This window comes from Flavobacterium gossypii, assembly GCF_014138495.1.
GTDB classification, from domain to species: domain Bacteria; phylum Bacteroidota; class Bacteroidia; order Flavobacteriales; family Flavobacteriaceae; genus Flavobacterium; species Flavobacterium endophyticum.
Genome location: NZ_JACJIS010000001.1, coordinates 1,951,526 through 1,963,968, shown reverse-complemented (window position 1 = coordinate 1,963,968; position 12,443 = coordinate 1,951,526). Strand labels below are relative to the sequence as shown.

The following is a 12,443-nucleotide window of genomic DNA, read 5'->3' as shown; positions in this document are numbered from 1 at the left end:
TAATTACTTTAGAAAATGAAAAAATTAGTATTTAGCCTAGCTATTTTAGGTACACTTTTTACAAGTTGTTCAAGCGATGACAGCAACGACGGACCAGATGTTCCAGCAACAGGCGTCTTGAGTGGCAACATTACGCAAGACATGACACTTAATGCAGAGACAGTTTATACTCTAAGAGGTTCTACTTATGTTAAGCCAGGTGTTACATTAACAATACCAGCTGGAACAAGAATCGAGGCTGATGCTGCATTCGAAGAAGTTGCTTTCTTAGGAATTGAAAAAGGAGCTAAGATCATTGCTCAAGGAACTGCTGCTAATCCAATCTTATTTACTTCTAACAGTGCAAATCCAGCACCACAAGATTGGGGAGGAATTGTAATTTGTGGTAATGCAATAACAAATTTAGGAACAAACGTAACTGCAGAGGTTACAGGTTTGACTTACGGAGGTTCTAATCCTGCTGACAACTCTGGTATTCTTTCTCACATTATCGTAGAATATTCTGGAAACTTGATCAACGAGGATGCAGAATTCAACGGAGTTACTTTCTATGCTGTTGGTTCAGGAACAACTGTAAACAACATTTTAGTGTACCAAGGTTCTGATGACGGTTTTGAGTGGTTTGGTGGTTCTGTAAACGCTACAAACTTAGCTGCAATCGGATGTCAAGATGATTCTTTTGACTGGACTGAAGGATGGAACGGAACTGTTTCTAACCTATACTCTGACCAATCTTCTGCTACAGGTCTTTCAGCTGACAGCCGTGGTTTAGAAGCGGATAACAACCAAACTAACCCGCTTTTGGCTCCAATCTCTAACCCAACAATCAGCAACATTACGCTTATTGGTAGAGGTACTGCAGATGTTGCTAAAGAAGCAGGAATGTGGTTGAGAAGAGGAACTTACGCTACAATCACTAACGCTTATATTGCTAACTTTAACAGTACTGCTTCAGGATCTGGTTTTGGAATTAACTTTGACGGTACCGACTCTCAAAATTATTTCACAGCACATCCGTTAGCGAACATCACAATCACTGATGTAACTACACCTAGCAACATGGCAGCAGGTTTCAATGCTACTACTACTGCTACAGGAGCTGGAAATGGAGCTACTAAGCCAAGCTGGATGAACTGGATGGGCCTATAATTCAATAAAAAAAAATGACAAAAATGCCTTTCATTAGAAAGGCATTTTTTTTGGTATAATAATTGAAATATCTTTTATATATTTACACTACCAAATCTAGGCAATGACAAAAAAATACTTTTATACTATCATTTTCTTCCTGTTCCTTTTCTCTGCAAGCCTTTCAGCTCAGGAGACAAGAACTTCCGCTAGCGGAAGAATGCAGGAGACAGCCATTGAAGGTTTGAACTTCTATCCAAACCCGGTGAGCAATGGTAAGATTTATATTACTTCAAAGTCAACCTCAAACAAAGAAATTGCCATTTATGACGTATTAGGCAAGAAAGTTTTGCAGGCTGTCATGACCTCAAAAGAGCTTAATGTTTCTTCTCTTTCTCCGGGAGTTTATATCATAAAAATAAAGGAAGGCGAAGCTACTGCTACTAGAAAACTAATAGTCAAATAGTTGACACTTTTCTGATTTCTTACATTTAACCATAAATTTACACAGATATTTTTGTCTCTGACAAATAGTTCCTATCTTTGCACTATATTTTTATAACAAAAAAACAAGTTAACATGAAAAAACTTTACATTTTATTATCTGTTGCTTTTGTATCAGTTTCGGCTTCTGCACAAGTAGTTATTAGCCAAGTTTATGGTGGAGGCGGAAATAATGGAGCAACGTACACGAACGACTTTATTGAATTATACAACAGAGGAACAGCTGCTCAAAGTTTAAACGGTTGGTCTGTTCAGTATGCTTCTGCTGCAGGTACATCATGGGCCGTTCAAACCCTTCCAAACGTTACAATACAACCTGGAAAATATTATTTAATTCAGCAAGCTGCTGGAACAACTCCGGTTTTAGCTTTGCCAACGCCAGATTTAGATGGTGTTACATGTGGCTGTACTGTTTCTGGTGGGGCAAGCCCGACTCCACAGGCTGGTTTTGCAATGTCTGGTACTAACGGTAAAGTTATCTTAGTAAACACAACGGTTGCTGAAACTACTGCTAATCCAACTGGTGCTCAAATAATTGACAAAGTAGGATATGGTAGTGCAACTGGTTTTGAAGGATCTGCTGCGACTGCTGTATTGACAAATTCTACAGCTGCAATCAGAAATAACAATGGTTGTACAGACACAAATGATAATGCTGCTGATTTCACAGTTGCTGCACCAACTCCTAGAAACTCTGCATCTGCAACTAACACATGTTCATTAGGTGTTAACGAAAATACTATCGCTGGCCTAAAAGTATATCCAAACCCAGTAACTAACGGAAAATTATTCATCACTACAGATTCAAATGTTGAAAAAACAGTTGCTATCTACGATGTTTTAGGAAAACAAGTAGTAAACACTACAGCTACAGAATCAGTAAATGTTTCTAACCTAAAAGGTGGTGTTTATATCGTTAAGATTACAGAAGAAGGAAAAACTGCTACTAGAAAATTAGTTATCAAGTAATTAGTTCTTTCAAAATATTTAAGAGCATCCCAATTGGGATGCTTTTTTATTTTCAGCTTTTTGGCAAGTTCAATCAGCAATAAAACGTATCGGATTATTTTTTAAAAATGAATTACCTTTGCTAAAAATAATTTCCTTTTGATTCCAGCATCCGACATATTCAGCATTTCCAACAACAAGCAGTTTGAGAAAATAGCCCTAAAAGTATTCCGATTCCAATATGAAAATAACAGCGTCTATCGCGAATTCTGCCAGTTTCTGAATGTAGAAAAACAGCAGGTAAAATCAATCGAGCAGATTCCTTTTTTACCGATACAGTTTTTCAAAAGCCATGAGGTTCTTTCTTCACAAGAGAAAATCCAGGAAACCTTCACCAGCTCTGGCACGACCGGAATGACAACCAGCAGACATTTGGTTACGGATATCTCATTATACGAAGAAAGCTACAGAAAAGGCTTTTCGCAATTCTACGGAAATATTGAAAATTATGCTGTACTGGCTCTGCTTCCTTCCTATTTGGACCGAGAAGGTTCTTCTTTGATTTACATGGTCGACGACCTCATCAAATTATCCAATCATCCGGAAAGCGGTTTTTACCTCAACAACTATGACGAATTGATTCAAAAGCTACTCGAATTAGATGCTGCCGGAGAAAATATTATTTTGATCGGAGTGACCTATGCCTTATTAGATTTAATTGAAAAGCAGAATTTCCAGTTAAAAAATACGATTATCATGGAAACTGGAGGCATGAAAGGAAAACGCAAGGAAATGATCCGTGAAGAACTCCATGAGCTGCTCTGCAAAGGTTTTGGAGTAGAAGCCATCCATTCAGAATACGGAATGACAGAACTTCTTTCGCAAGCTTATTCGCTCGGAAACGGAGTTTTTGAATGCCCGAACTGGATGCAGATACTCATTCGCGATACCGAAGATGCCTTATCGTATGTTGGAAATGGAAAAACAGGAGGAATCAACGTAATTGATCTGGCCAATATCAATTCTTGCTCATTTATCGCTACGCAAGATTTGGGCAAAAAACAGCCCAACAATTCGTTCGAAGTATTGGGCCGTTTTGATAATTCTGATATTCGAGGCTGCAACCTGATGGTGCTGTAAAAACTTACTTAAACCGCTCTTACGATAAAATAATTTTTCTTTCCGCGTTGTAATAACACAAATTGATCATTAATCAAATCTTTTGTCGAAAGGCTGAATTCTTCCGTCACTTTTTCTCTATTTACAGAAATTGAATTCTCTGACAAAGCTCTTCTTGCTTCACCATTTGACTTCAAAAAGCCTGTTTTCTCATTCAATACAGAAACGATATCGATTCCTTTTTCGATATCTTCTTTGGCTACTTCAGCCTGAGGAACGCCATCAAAAACTTCTAAGAAAGTAGCCCCGTCCAATTGCTTTAAGTCTTCAGAAGTAGCATTTCCAAACAAAATATTTGAGGCTTGGATTGCTTTTTCTAATTCTTCTTTACTATGCACAAAAATTGTAATTTCTTCTGCTAGTTTTTTCTGAAGAACTCTCAAATGCGGCGCTTGTCTGTGTTCTTCGATTAACGCTTCTATCGTGTCTTTATCTAAAAACGTAAAAATCTTGATGTATTTTTCCGCATCAACATCAGTCGTATTAACCCAGAATTGGTAGAATTTATATACCGAAGTCTTATCGGCATCCAGCCAGATATTTCCTCCTTCTGATTTTCCGAATTTTGAACCGTCTGCCTTAGTGATCAACGGAGTCGTCAACGCATAAGCCTTGGCATTTTCGCCGCCCATTCTTCGAACGAGTTCTGTTCCGGTGGTGATATTCCCCCATTGGTCAGAGCCTCCCATCTGCAAAAGGCAATTGTAATTTTTATATAAGTGATAGAAATCATACCCTTGGATTAGCTGGTAGGTAAACTCTGTAAATGACATTCCCTCGCCTTCACCGCTGAATCTTTTTTTCACGGAATCCTTTGCCATCATATAATTCACCGTGATACGCTTTCCAACTTCACGAGCAAAATCGATAAATGAAAAGTCTTTCATCCAGTCATAGTTATTCACCATTACCGGAGCGTTTTTATCCGCAGCATTAAAGTCTAGAAAACGAGACAAGACACTTTTGATTCCCGCTACATTCTTAGCCAGCGTTTCTTCATTCAGCAAATTCCTTTCGTCGGATTTCCCCGAAGGGTCGCCAATCATTCCTGTAGCACCTCCTACCAATGCAATAGGCTGATGTCCAAAATTCTTTAGATGAACTAAAAGGATAATCTGAACCATGCTGCCGATATGCAATGAGTCAGCGGTCGGGTCAAATCCAATATAAGCCGTCGTAACTTCTTTAAGCAATTGTTCTTCGGTTCCCGGCATGCTGTCATGGTACAGCCCTCTCCACTTTAATTCTTCAACTAAATTTTTCATTTTTTCTACTAATTTGCGCAAAGATAAGGGTATTGAGATAATTAGAAAATTAGAAAGGGCTTCAATTCTAATTTAGACGCAAAATTTATTCTGACTTAAAATCCGACAATCTCCTTATATTTGCATTTATGGTTTTAGTAACAGGCGCTACCGGATTAGTAGGTTCACACCTAGTGCTTCATCTCCTTGAAAATGGGGAAGAAGTTCGCGCCTTATATCGGAACAAAGAAAACATCCAAAACACGAGATCTTTTTTTGAATGGAAAAAGCAGTCTTCTCTTTTCGAAAAAATAAATTGGACAGAAGGCGACATAACCGATATTCCTTCACTAGAAAGCGCATTTGAAACTATAGACTATGTTTATCATTGCGCCGCATTTATTTCTTTTGATCCTGATGATGAGGAACAGATGCGAAAGACAAACATTGAAGGCACAGCGAACATCGTCAATTTTTGCTTGGCAAAACAAGTAAAAAAACTCTGCCATGTCAGCTCTATTGCTGCGCTCGGAGATCTGCAGGAGCATGAAACCATTATCACGGAAGAAACCGAATGGAATCCGGAAATATCACGCAGCGATTATGCGATCTCAAAATTCGGAGCCGAAATGGAAGTCTGGAGAGGTCAGCAGGAAGGCTTGAGCGTAGTTATCGTAAATCCAGGAGTCATTCTTGGTCCAGGATTTTGGAAAAGCGGCAGCAGTGAAATTTTCCATAGAATAAAAAAGGGGCTCAACTATTATACAGAAGGCGCTACTGGATTTGTAACAGCTGAAGACGTAGCTAGATCGATGTACGGTTTGATGAAAAGCCCTATTCAAAAAGAACGCTTCATTTTAGTTACAAAAAGCATTACCTATCACGATTTATCAGATCTTATTGCCACATCATTGGGCAAGAAAAAGCCATCGGTCTATTTAAAGCCTTGGGTCACGGGACTAGCATGGCGAGCAGACTGGCTGATTGCTACGCTTTTTTTTAGGAAAAGACAATTATCTAAGGCTACTGCCATTGCATTGCATACGCAATCTCAATTTGATAATTCTAAAATAAAAAATGCCCTCAATTTTGAATTTGAGGACATTGATAAGTATATCTCGAAGATTTCCGATACTATTTAGGAAGCTCTTTAGTTACATTTTCTTTGGCAAGCAAACTATCTGCATGAGTCTTTTCTTTTCTGACCCTATCATTGATCTCTTCATACATTTTCTTGTAATTCTTTACATTTTCAATGGCATAATACTGATCGCTTTTAGCAAACTGAAGGCTATCGACTTTATATTTTTTATAGACATAGGTAGTCGCATCAATCTGGTTTGAATCTAAAACAGCTTGATTGACGCCTTTTATAGCTTGAAGCAAGGAAAGATCATAGATAATATCTTTCATCTTATCTCTAGGAATAAGATTTTCTGGTTTTTCGACAGCTTCTTTTTTACATGACGCGAGGAACACCAAAGTCAGTACTAAAAAATATTTTTTCATAATCATCTTTTAACGGTCAAACTCCAAACGCATTCCTGCACGAGCATCTTTTACCTTGAAATTATTATAGACCAATTCGCCATTCACAAAGGTATGCGTTATCCTTGATTTAAAGGTAAATCCTTCGAAAGGCGACCAGCCGCATTTGTAAAGGATGTTTTCTTTTTTCACGCTCCAAGGCAATCCAGCATTGACAATAGCCAAATCGGCATAATACCCTTCTTTGATAAAGCCTCGCTTTTCAATCTTGAAAATTTTGGCTGGATTATGGGCCATTTTTTCAACGATCTTCTCAACCGAAATCTTTCCTTGATGGAAGGCCTCGAACATAGCCACGACAGCATGCTGTACTAGTGGCCCTCCTGATGGCGCAGAAGTATATGGATTTTTCTTTTCTTCTAACGTATGTGGCGCATGGTCAGTAGCAATAACATCAATCCTGTCATCGAGCAAAGCTTCCCAAAGTGCATCTTTATCAGCTTGGGTTTTGACAGCAGGATTCCATTTGATCAATGTACCTTTTTTATCATAATCTTCGTTAGTAAACCACAAATGATGGATACAAGCTTCGGCAGTAATTTTCTTTTCTTCTAAAGGAATTTTGTTCGTAAACAGCTTCATTTCTTTTGCTGTCGAAAGATGGAAAACATGCAAGCGTGCACCAGTCTTCTTCGCCAATTCGATTGCTTTTGACGAGGAAATATAACACGCTTCTTCGCTTCGGATCAGATGATGGAATTTCATCGGAATATCGTCTCCGTATTCTTCCTTATATTTAGCCAGATTGTTTTTGATGGTTTCCTCATCTTCGCAATGCACAGCAATCAGCAACGGCGTGCTCGCAAATATTTTTTCTAAAACTTCTTCATTATCCACCAGCATATTTCCCGTTGAAGAGCCTAAGAATAATTTTAGTCCCGCTACGGTTTTTGGGTTTACTTTCAGAATTTCTTCCAGATTGTCGTTAGTGCCGCCAAACATAAAAGAATAATTTGCCACCGATTTTTCAGAAGCGATCTTAAATTTTTCCTCCAGCAATTCAATCGTAGTGGATTGAGGATTGGTATTCGGCATCTCTATAAAAGACGTAATTCCTCCAGCAACAGCCGCACGTGATTCTGAAGCGATATCTCCTTTATGCGTCAAACCTGGTTCGCGAAAATGCACTTGATCGTCAATAGCACCTGGAATCAAGTAGTTCCCTTCGGCATTGATGATTTTTGTTGACGATGATTTTGCGCTAATCGTTTCTGCAATTTCAACAATAAATTCGTTTTCAATTAAAACGTCTCCTTCAAAAATAGTTCCTTCGTTTACTATTTTGGCATTCTTAATCAAAACACTTTTCATCTCTTCTTTTCTTTGTTATTTTCGCATTGCTAGAACAGCAAGCAAAGTTACCTACAAACTGTTGAATATTTTCTTTATCCTTAAGACAATTACACCGAAAATGGCCTCTTTGATAATTGAGTTACTCATTTTTGACTGTCCTTTCGTCCGGTCGGTGAAAATAATTGGCACTTCAACAATTTTAAATTTTTTGGCGTAAGCCCTGTATTTCATTTCTATCTGGAAAGCATATCCGATAAATTTAATCTTATCAAGATTGATACTTTTCAAGACATTTTTTTTGTAGCATACAAATCCAGCTGTGGTATCTTGGATTTCCATTCCTGTAATCATCCGAACATAGACCGAGGCAAAATAAGAAAGCAATACGCGGCTCAAAGGCCAGTTCACGACATTTACGCCCGTAACATATCGAGAACCGATTGCGACATCATAGATTCCAAAACGGCAGGAATCATAAAGCTTCTCTAAATCATGTGGATTGTGCGAAAAATCGGCATCCATTTCAAAAATGTATTCGTATTCACGCTCCAAAGCCCATTTGAATCCATGCACATAGGCTGTACCTAAGCCTGATTTTTTACTGCGTTGTTCCAAGAATAGCCTATCAGGATATTCTTCCTGAAGCGCTATTACTTTTTTTGCGGTATGATCTGGGGAATTGTCATCAATTATCAAAACGTGAAACGGCTTCTGCAGAGAAAACACAGTCCTGATGATGCTCTCGATATTTTCAATTTCGTTATAAGTGGGAATTATAACAATGCCGTCGTTCATATTTGCATAATTTCATGACAAAAGTAAACTTTTTATGGTTGCTGATTCATAATAAAATTATAATAATCGAATCCTTTTTGAATTTTTATTGCCTACAAGCTGCTTAAAAAATAAAAATGAAAGCAATAAAAAATCACTAATTTTGCCTCATGTTAGAAATTGTTTTACAGCCGAGAATTTTGGAAAGCAAGGATTGGGCAACAGTTCTTTTTGTGCTTTGCTTTGTACTTATTGCTGCAACGAAAGGTGTTTTTGAAAGCCGTTTTTCTGATTTTTCCAGATTGGCCTATAGCGATAAATATATCAAGATTTATAGAGACAGCGGCAACTTAATGAACTGGTTTACGATTTCATTGTTTGTAGTCCAAGTGATTTCTTTTGCATTTTTTATTCAGATAATGCTTAGTTATTTTGGATATGCTTCAAAAACCGACTGGATTACCTACATACAAATCGTTACGCTTTTGAGCGTTTTTATACTTTCTAAATATCTGATAGAGAAGATAATAGCCACTTCTTTTAATGTCGAAGAATTTAACGAGCAGTTTAATTTACAAAAAGTAAGCTACAGAACCTATATTGGACTTTGTATTCTTCCTATTAATGTCATTTTATTTTATAACGATACGCCAATAGATTTATTAATATATTTTCTTATTGCTATCATTTTGTTAATAAATATCCTTACTTATCTTCTTTCTTTAAAAATTTATCAAAATTTGATTATTGGCAAGTTGTTTTATTTTATTTTGTATCTTTGCGCACTTGAAATAGCACCTTATTATTTCATGTATTATTGGTTTACAAAAAGGTAGCACACAAGAAAATGTCAACTATGAAAGTGAAAACAATTTTGGTTTCGCAACCAGAGCCTAAAGTAGAAAATTCTCCATATTTTGAGTTGCAGCAAAAGCACAAAGTCAAAATTGATTTCAGGCCTTTTATCCACGTTGAAGGCGTTAGTGCAAAAGACGTGAGACAGCAAAAAATTGACTTGAACAATTTTACAGCCATCATTTTAACTAGCAAAAATTCTATCGATCACTTTTTCAGAGTAGCTGAGGAAATGAGATATAAGATTCCAGAGGATTTAAAATACTTCTGCCAGTCTGAAGCTATTGCTTTTTATCTTCAAAAATATGTAGTTTACAGAAAACGTAAGATTTATGTGGGCCAGAAAGACTTTGCTGATTTATCGCCACTGATCAAAAAGTACAAAGACGAGAAATTCCTTTTGCCGGCTTCAGACCAATTGAATGCTGATGCGCCGCAGACTTTGAATAATTTGAAAGTTAATTGGACACAGGCTACTTTTTACAAAACTGTAATGAGCGATTTGTCTGATTTAGCAGATGTGTATTATGATGTATTGGCTTTTTTCAGTCCGACAGGAATCAAATCATTATTCATGAACTTCCCTGACTTCGAGCAAAACAATACTAGAATTGCTGTTTTCGGGAGCACTACACAAAAAGAAGCTTTGGATCACGGATTAAGAGTCGATATCATGGCTCCGTCTCCTGAAGCACCATCCATGACAATGGCTTTGGAAAAATATATTGCAAAAGCAAACAAAGAAGACAAAGGAAAATAATTCTTTTGTTTCTTTTTAAACATAAAAAACCCTGCAATTGCAGGGTTTTTTATTTATAGCATCGCTAATTAGTCAACTTGCGGCCCTGCTTTCACAAGGTTTTTGCCTTCTTCATTAGTTGCATATTGCACAAAGTTCTTTACGAAAAGCCTTCCTAAATCTTTGGCCTTAGCTTCCCATTCTGATTCGTTTGAATAGGTTTTTCTTGGATCAAGGATATCAGCATCTACTCCTTCTAAAGTTGTAGGTATTTCAAAATTGAAAATTGGCAAAGTCGTAGTTTCTGCGTTTTCCAAAGAACCATCTAAGATTCTGTCGATAATCGCTCTTGTATTTTTAATTGAAATTCTTTTTCCAGTACCGTTCCAACCTGTATTTACGATATAAGCGGTTGCGTTGTGTTCTTCCATCTTTTTAACCAATTCTTCACCATATTGTGTAGGATGAAGCGAAAGGAAAGCTTTACCGAAGCAAGCTGAGAAAGTAGGCTGTGGTTCTGTCACACCTCTTTCAGTTCCTGCTAATTTTGCAGTAAATCCTGAAAGGAAGTGGTATTTAGTCTGTTCTGGCGAAAGTTTTGCAACTGGAGGCATAACTCCGAACGCATCAGCAGTCAAGAAAATTACTTTTGAAGCATGTCCAGCCTTAGAAACCGGTTTTACGATATTATCGATATGGTAAATAGGATAAGAAACTCTTGTATTTTGAGTCACTGAACCGTCTTTGAAATCAATCTTGCCGTCTGCATCAACAGTTACGTTTTCTAGCAAAGCATCTTTTCGGATTGCATTGTAGATATCCGGCTCGTTTTCTTTGCTTAAGTCAATTGTTTTTGCATAACAGCCGCCTTCGAAATTGAAAACACCGTCATTGTCCCAACCGTGCTCATCGTCACCAATCAATTCGCGTTTAGGATCTGTAGAAAGCGTCGTTTTTCCAGTTCCAGATAATCCGAAGAAAACAGCAACATCGCCATCTTTTCCTTTATTGGCAGAACAGTGCATCGAAGCTATTCCTTGCAACGGCAGGTAATAGTTCATCATTGCGAAAAGTCCTTTTTTCATTTCACCGCCATACCAAGTTCCTCCAATAATTTGGACTTTTTCAGTAAGGTTGAAAGCGATATACACTTCAGAATTCAATCCATGATTTTTATAATCGGCAAATTCTGTTTTTGATGCGTTCATTACCACAAAATCAGGCTCTCCATAGTTTTCAAGCTCTTCTTCTGTCGGACGGATGAACATGTTTTTCACGAAATGTGCCTGCCAAGCTACCTCAACGATAAAACGTACTTTCAGCCTGGTGTTCTCGTTGGCGCCGCAAAAAGCATCCACGACATATAATTTTTTATTTGAAAGCTGCTCGACTGTAGTTTTCTTTAAAGCTTCCCAAGTATTTTGGCTGATCGGCTTATTGTCGTTAACCGCTTTGTCCGATGTCCACCAGATCGTATCTTTAGTAACATCATCTTGAACAATATATTTATCTTTTGGAGAACGACCTGTAAAATCACCCGTCATTACATTCACTGCTCCAAGCTCTGTCAATTGTCCTTTTTCAAATCCTATAAGGCTAGGATTTAATTCTTCGGCATAAAGCAATTCATAAGAAGGATTATAGATCACTTCTTCGACATTCTTGATTCCATATTTTTCTAACGAAATCGATTTCGTAAATTGGGTGTAATTATCCATAGAATTCTAATTGAGTTGTGTTTAATTATTTCGCAAAAGTAAAAATTAAATTTCAGATTGGATATATTTGGTAAAACTTTATGCTTTTCTCTTAAGAATATTCAAAAAAAGAAGCCCCCAAGCCATAATCATTAGCAATCCTCCAATCGGTGTTATAAATCCTATAACGCTGAAATCCACGTTTGTTACGTTTTTTGTCGCCAAAAGATAGATAGAACCCGAAAAAAGTATAACGCCAAATACGACTAAATAATATAAGGTCTTTTTTGCTTTTTCTGAGATCAGATTTGTGCTCCCGGCAAACAGGAGAAACAGCGCATGATATATCTGATATTTTACTCCTGTTTCAAAAGAAGCGAGCTGTTCAATGGTTAAGACTTTTTTCAAGGCATGAGCGCCAAAAGCACCTAAGATGATTGCGATAAAACCTAAAATTGCTGCTGTAGAAATTATTTTTCTGTCCATTATTGTTTAATTTGAAGCACAAAGTTACGCATCTTGAAAACTTTATGA

The 12,443-nt window shown here is 37.3% G+C and carries 13 protein-coding genes; 7 read left to right on the top strand and 6 right to left on the bottom strand.

Going from position 1 to position 12,443, the window contains the following annotated elements; translation table 11 throughout:
- Nucleotides 1-15 precede the first annotated feature (15 nt).
- The 4 genes from GGR22_RS08915 (at nt 16) to GGR22_RS08900 (ending at nt 3,720) form a co-directional block, all read left to right on the top strand.
- Nucleotides 16-1,149 (top strand): hypothetical protein, encoded by a 1,134-nt coding sequence (locus tag GGR22_RS08915; RefSeq protein ID WP_182493348.1) that lies wholly within the window; start codon nt 16-18, stop codon nt 1,147-1,149.
- A 103-nt stretch (nt 1,150-1,252) separates the two neighbouring features.
- Complete coding sequence (locus GGR22_RS08910; RefSeq protein WP_182493347.1) at nt 1,253-1,594, top strand: T9SS type A sorting domain-containing protein; 342 nt, start codon at nt 1,253-1,255, stop codon at nt 1,592-1,594.
- A 113-nt stretch (nt 1,595-1,707) separates the two neighbouring features.
- Entirely contained in the window at nt 1,708-2,601 is an 894-nt protein-coding gene (locus GGR22_RS17140; RefSeq protein ID WP_182493346.1) for a lamin tail domain-containing protein, read from the top strand.
- Nucleotides 2,602-2,739: 138 nt separating this feature from the next.
- Nucleotides 2,740-3,720 carry a LuxE/PaaK family acyltransferase gene (locus tag GGR22_RS08900; RefSeq protein ID WP_182493345.1) on the top strand — a complete coding sequence of 327 codons (981 nt, stop codon included), beginning with the start codon at nt 2,740-2,742 and terminating at the stop codon, nt 3,718-3,720.
- 8 nt (nt 3,721-3,728) lie between these two features.
- Here GGR22_RS08900 and tyrS read toward each other — a convergent pair whose 3' ends face one another.
- Nucleotides 3,729-5,024, bottom strand: coding sequence for a tyrosine--tRNA ligase (tyrS, locus tag GGR22_RS08895; RefSeq protein ID WP_182493344.1), 1,296 nt, complete (start codon nt 5,022-5,024; stop codon nt 3,729-3,731).
- Between the two features lie 128 nt (nt 5,025-5,152).
- Between tyrS and GGR22_RS08890 the strand changes: the two genes are divergently transcribed.
- The gene (locus tag GGR22_RS08890; protein WP_182493343.1) at nt 5,153-6,145 is read left to right on the top strand and encodes an NAD-dependent epimerase/dehydratase family protein; all 993 of its coding nucleotides are present in this window, start codon (nt 5,153-5,155) and stop codon (nt 6,143-6,145) included.
- Here GGR22_RS08890 and GGR22_RS08885 read toward each other — a convergent pair.
- From GGR22_RS08885 to GGR22_RS08875, 3 genes are read right to left on the bottom strand one after another with little or no spacing between them, the layout of a single operon-like run.
- Nucleotides 6,138-6,512 (bottom strand): DUF4296 domain-containing protein, encoded by a 375-nt coding sequence (locus GGR22_RS08885; protein ID WP_182493342.1) that lies wholly within the window; start codon nt 6,510-6,512, stop codon nt 6,138-6,140. The genes GGR22_RS08890 and GGR22_RS08885 overlap by 8 nt on opposite strands.
- Nucleotides 6,513-6,521: 9 nt before the next feature.
- Nucleotides 6,522-7,862 (bottom strand): dihydroorotase, encoded by a 1,341-nt coding sequence (locus GGR22_RS08880; protein WP_182493341.1) that lies wholly within the window; start codon nt 7,860-7,862, stop codon nt 6,522-6,524.
- A 51-nt stretch (nt 7,863-7,913) separates the two neighbouring features.
- Nucleotides 7,914-8,639 (bottom strand): polyprenol monophosphomannose synthase, encoded by a 726-nt coding sequence (locus GGR22_RS08875; RefSeq protein WP_182493340.1) that lies wholly within the window; start codon nt 8,637-8,639, stop codon nt 7,914-7,916.
- Between the two features lie 149 nt (nt 8,640-8,788).
- Here GGR22_RS08875 and GGR22_RS08870 point away from each other — a divergent pair, with 149 nt between their 5' ends.
- Nucleotides 8,789-9,454 (top strand): DUF4271 domain-containing protein, encoded by a 666-nt coding sequence (locus tag GGR22_RS08870; RefSeq protein WP_121375977.1) that lies wholly within the window; start codon nt 8,789-8,791, stop codon nt 9,452-9,454.
- Nucleotides 9,455-9,474: 20 nt separating this feature from the next.
- A complete protein-coding gene (locus tag GGR22_RS08865) occupies nt 9,475-10,233 on the top strand; it encodes a uroporphyrinogen-III synthase (protein WP_121376268.1) in 759 nt (252 codons plus the stop codon).
- A 68-nt stretch (nt 10,234-10,301) separates the two neighbouring features.
- Here the strand turns inward: GGR22_RS08865 and pckA are convergent, their stop codons facing one another.
- Complete coding sequence (pckA, locus tag GGR22_RS08860) at nt 10,302-11,930, bottom strand: phosphoenolpyruvate carboxykinase (ATP) (RefSeq protein ID WP_182493339.1); 1,629 nt, start codon at nt 11,928-11,930, stop codon at nt 10,302-10,304.
- Nucleotides 11,931-12,008: 78 nt separating this feature from the next.
- The gene (locus tag GGR22_RS08855) at nt 12,009-12,395 is read right to left on the bottom strand and encodes a DUF423 domain-containing protein (protein ID WP_182493338.1); all 387 of its coding nucleotides are present in this window, start codon (nt 12,393-12,395) and stop codon (nt 12,009-12,011) included.
- Nucleotides 12,396-12,443: the final 48 nt, after the last annotated feature.

Coding starts and splice junctions, on each gene's coding strand:
- GGR22_RS08865 (WP_121376268.1), top strand. CDS start 9,475: ATGAAAGTGAAAACAATTTTGGTTTCGCAACCAGAGCCTAAAGTAGAA.
- GGR22_RS08870 (WP_121375977.1), top strand. CDS start 8,789: ATGTTAGAAATTGTTTTACAGCCGAGAATTTTGGAAAGCAAGGATTGG.
- GGR22_RS08915 (WP_182493348.1), top strand. CDS start 16: ATGAAAAAATTAGTATTTAGCCTAGCTATTTTAGGTACACTTTTTACA.
- GGR22_RS08880 (WP_182493341.1), bottom strand. CDS start 7,862: ATGAAAAGTGTTTTGATTAAGAATGCCAAAATAGTAAACGAAGGAACT.
- GGR22_RS08855 (WP_182493338.1), bottom strand. CDS start 12,395: ATGGACAGAAAAATAATTTCTACAGCAGCAATTTTAGGTTTTATCGCA.
- GGR22_RS08885 (WP_182493342.1), bottom strand. CDS start 6,512: ATGAAAAAATATTTTTTAGTACTGACTTTGGTGTTCCTCGCGTCATGT.
- pckA (WP_182493339.1), bottom strand. CDS start 11,930: ATGGATAATTACACCCAATTTACGAAATCGATTTCGTTAGAAAAATAT.
- GGR22_RS08875 (WP_182493340.1), bottom strand. CDS start 8,639: ATGAACGACGGCATTGTTATAATTCCCACTTATAACGAAATTGAAAAT.
- GGR22_RS17140 (WP_182493346.1), top strand. CDS start 1,708: ATGAAAAAACTTTACATTTTATTATCTGTTGCTTTTGTATCAGTTTCG.
- GGR22_RS08910 (WP_182493347.1), top strand. CDS start 1,253: ATGACAAAAAAATACTTTTATACTATCATTTTCTTCCTGTTCCTTTTC.
- tyrS (WP_182493344.1), bottom strand. CDS start 5,024: ATGAAAAATTTAGTTGAAGAATTAAAGTGGAGAGGGCTGTACCATGAC.
- GGR22_RS08890 (WP_182493343.1), top strand. CDS start 5,153: ATGGTTTTAGTAACAGGCGCTACCGGATTAGTAGGTTCACACCTAGTG.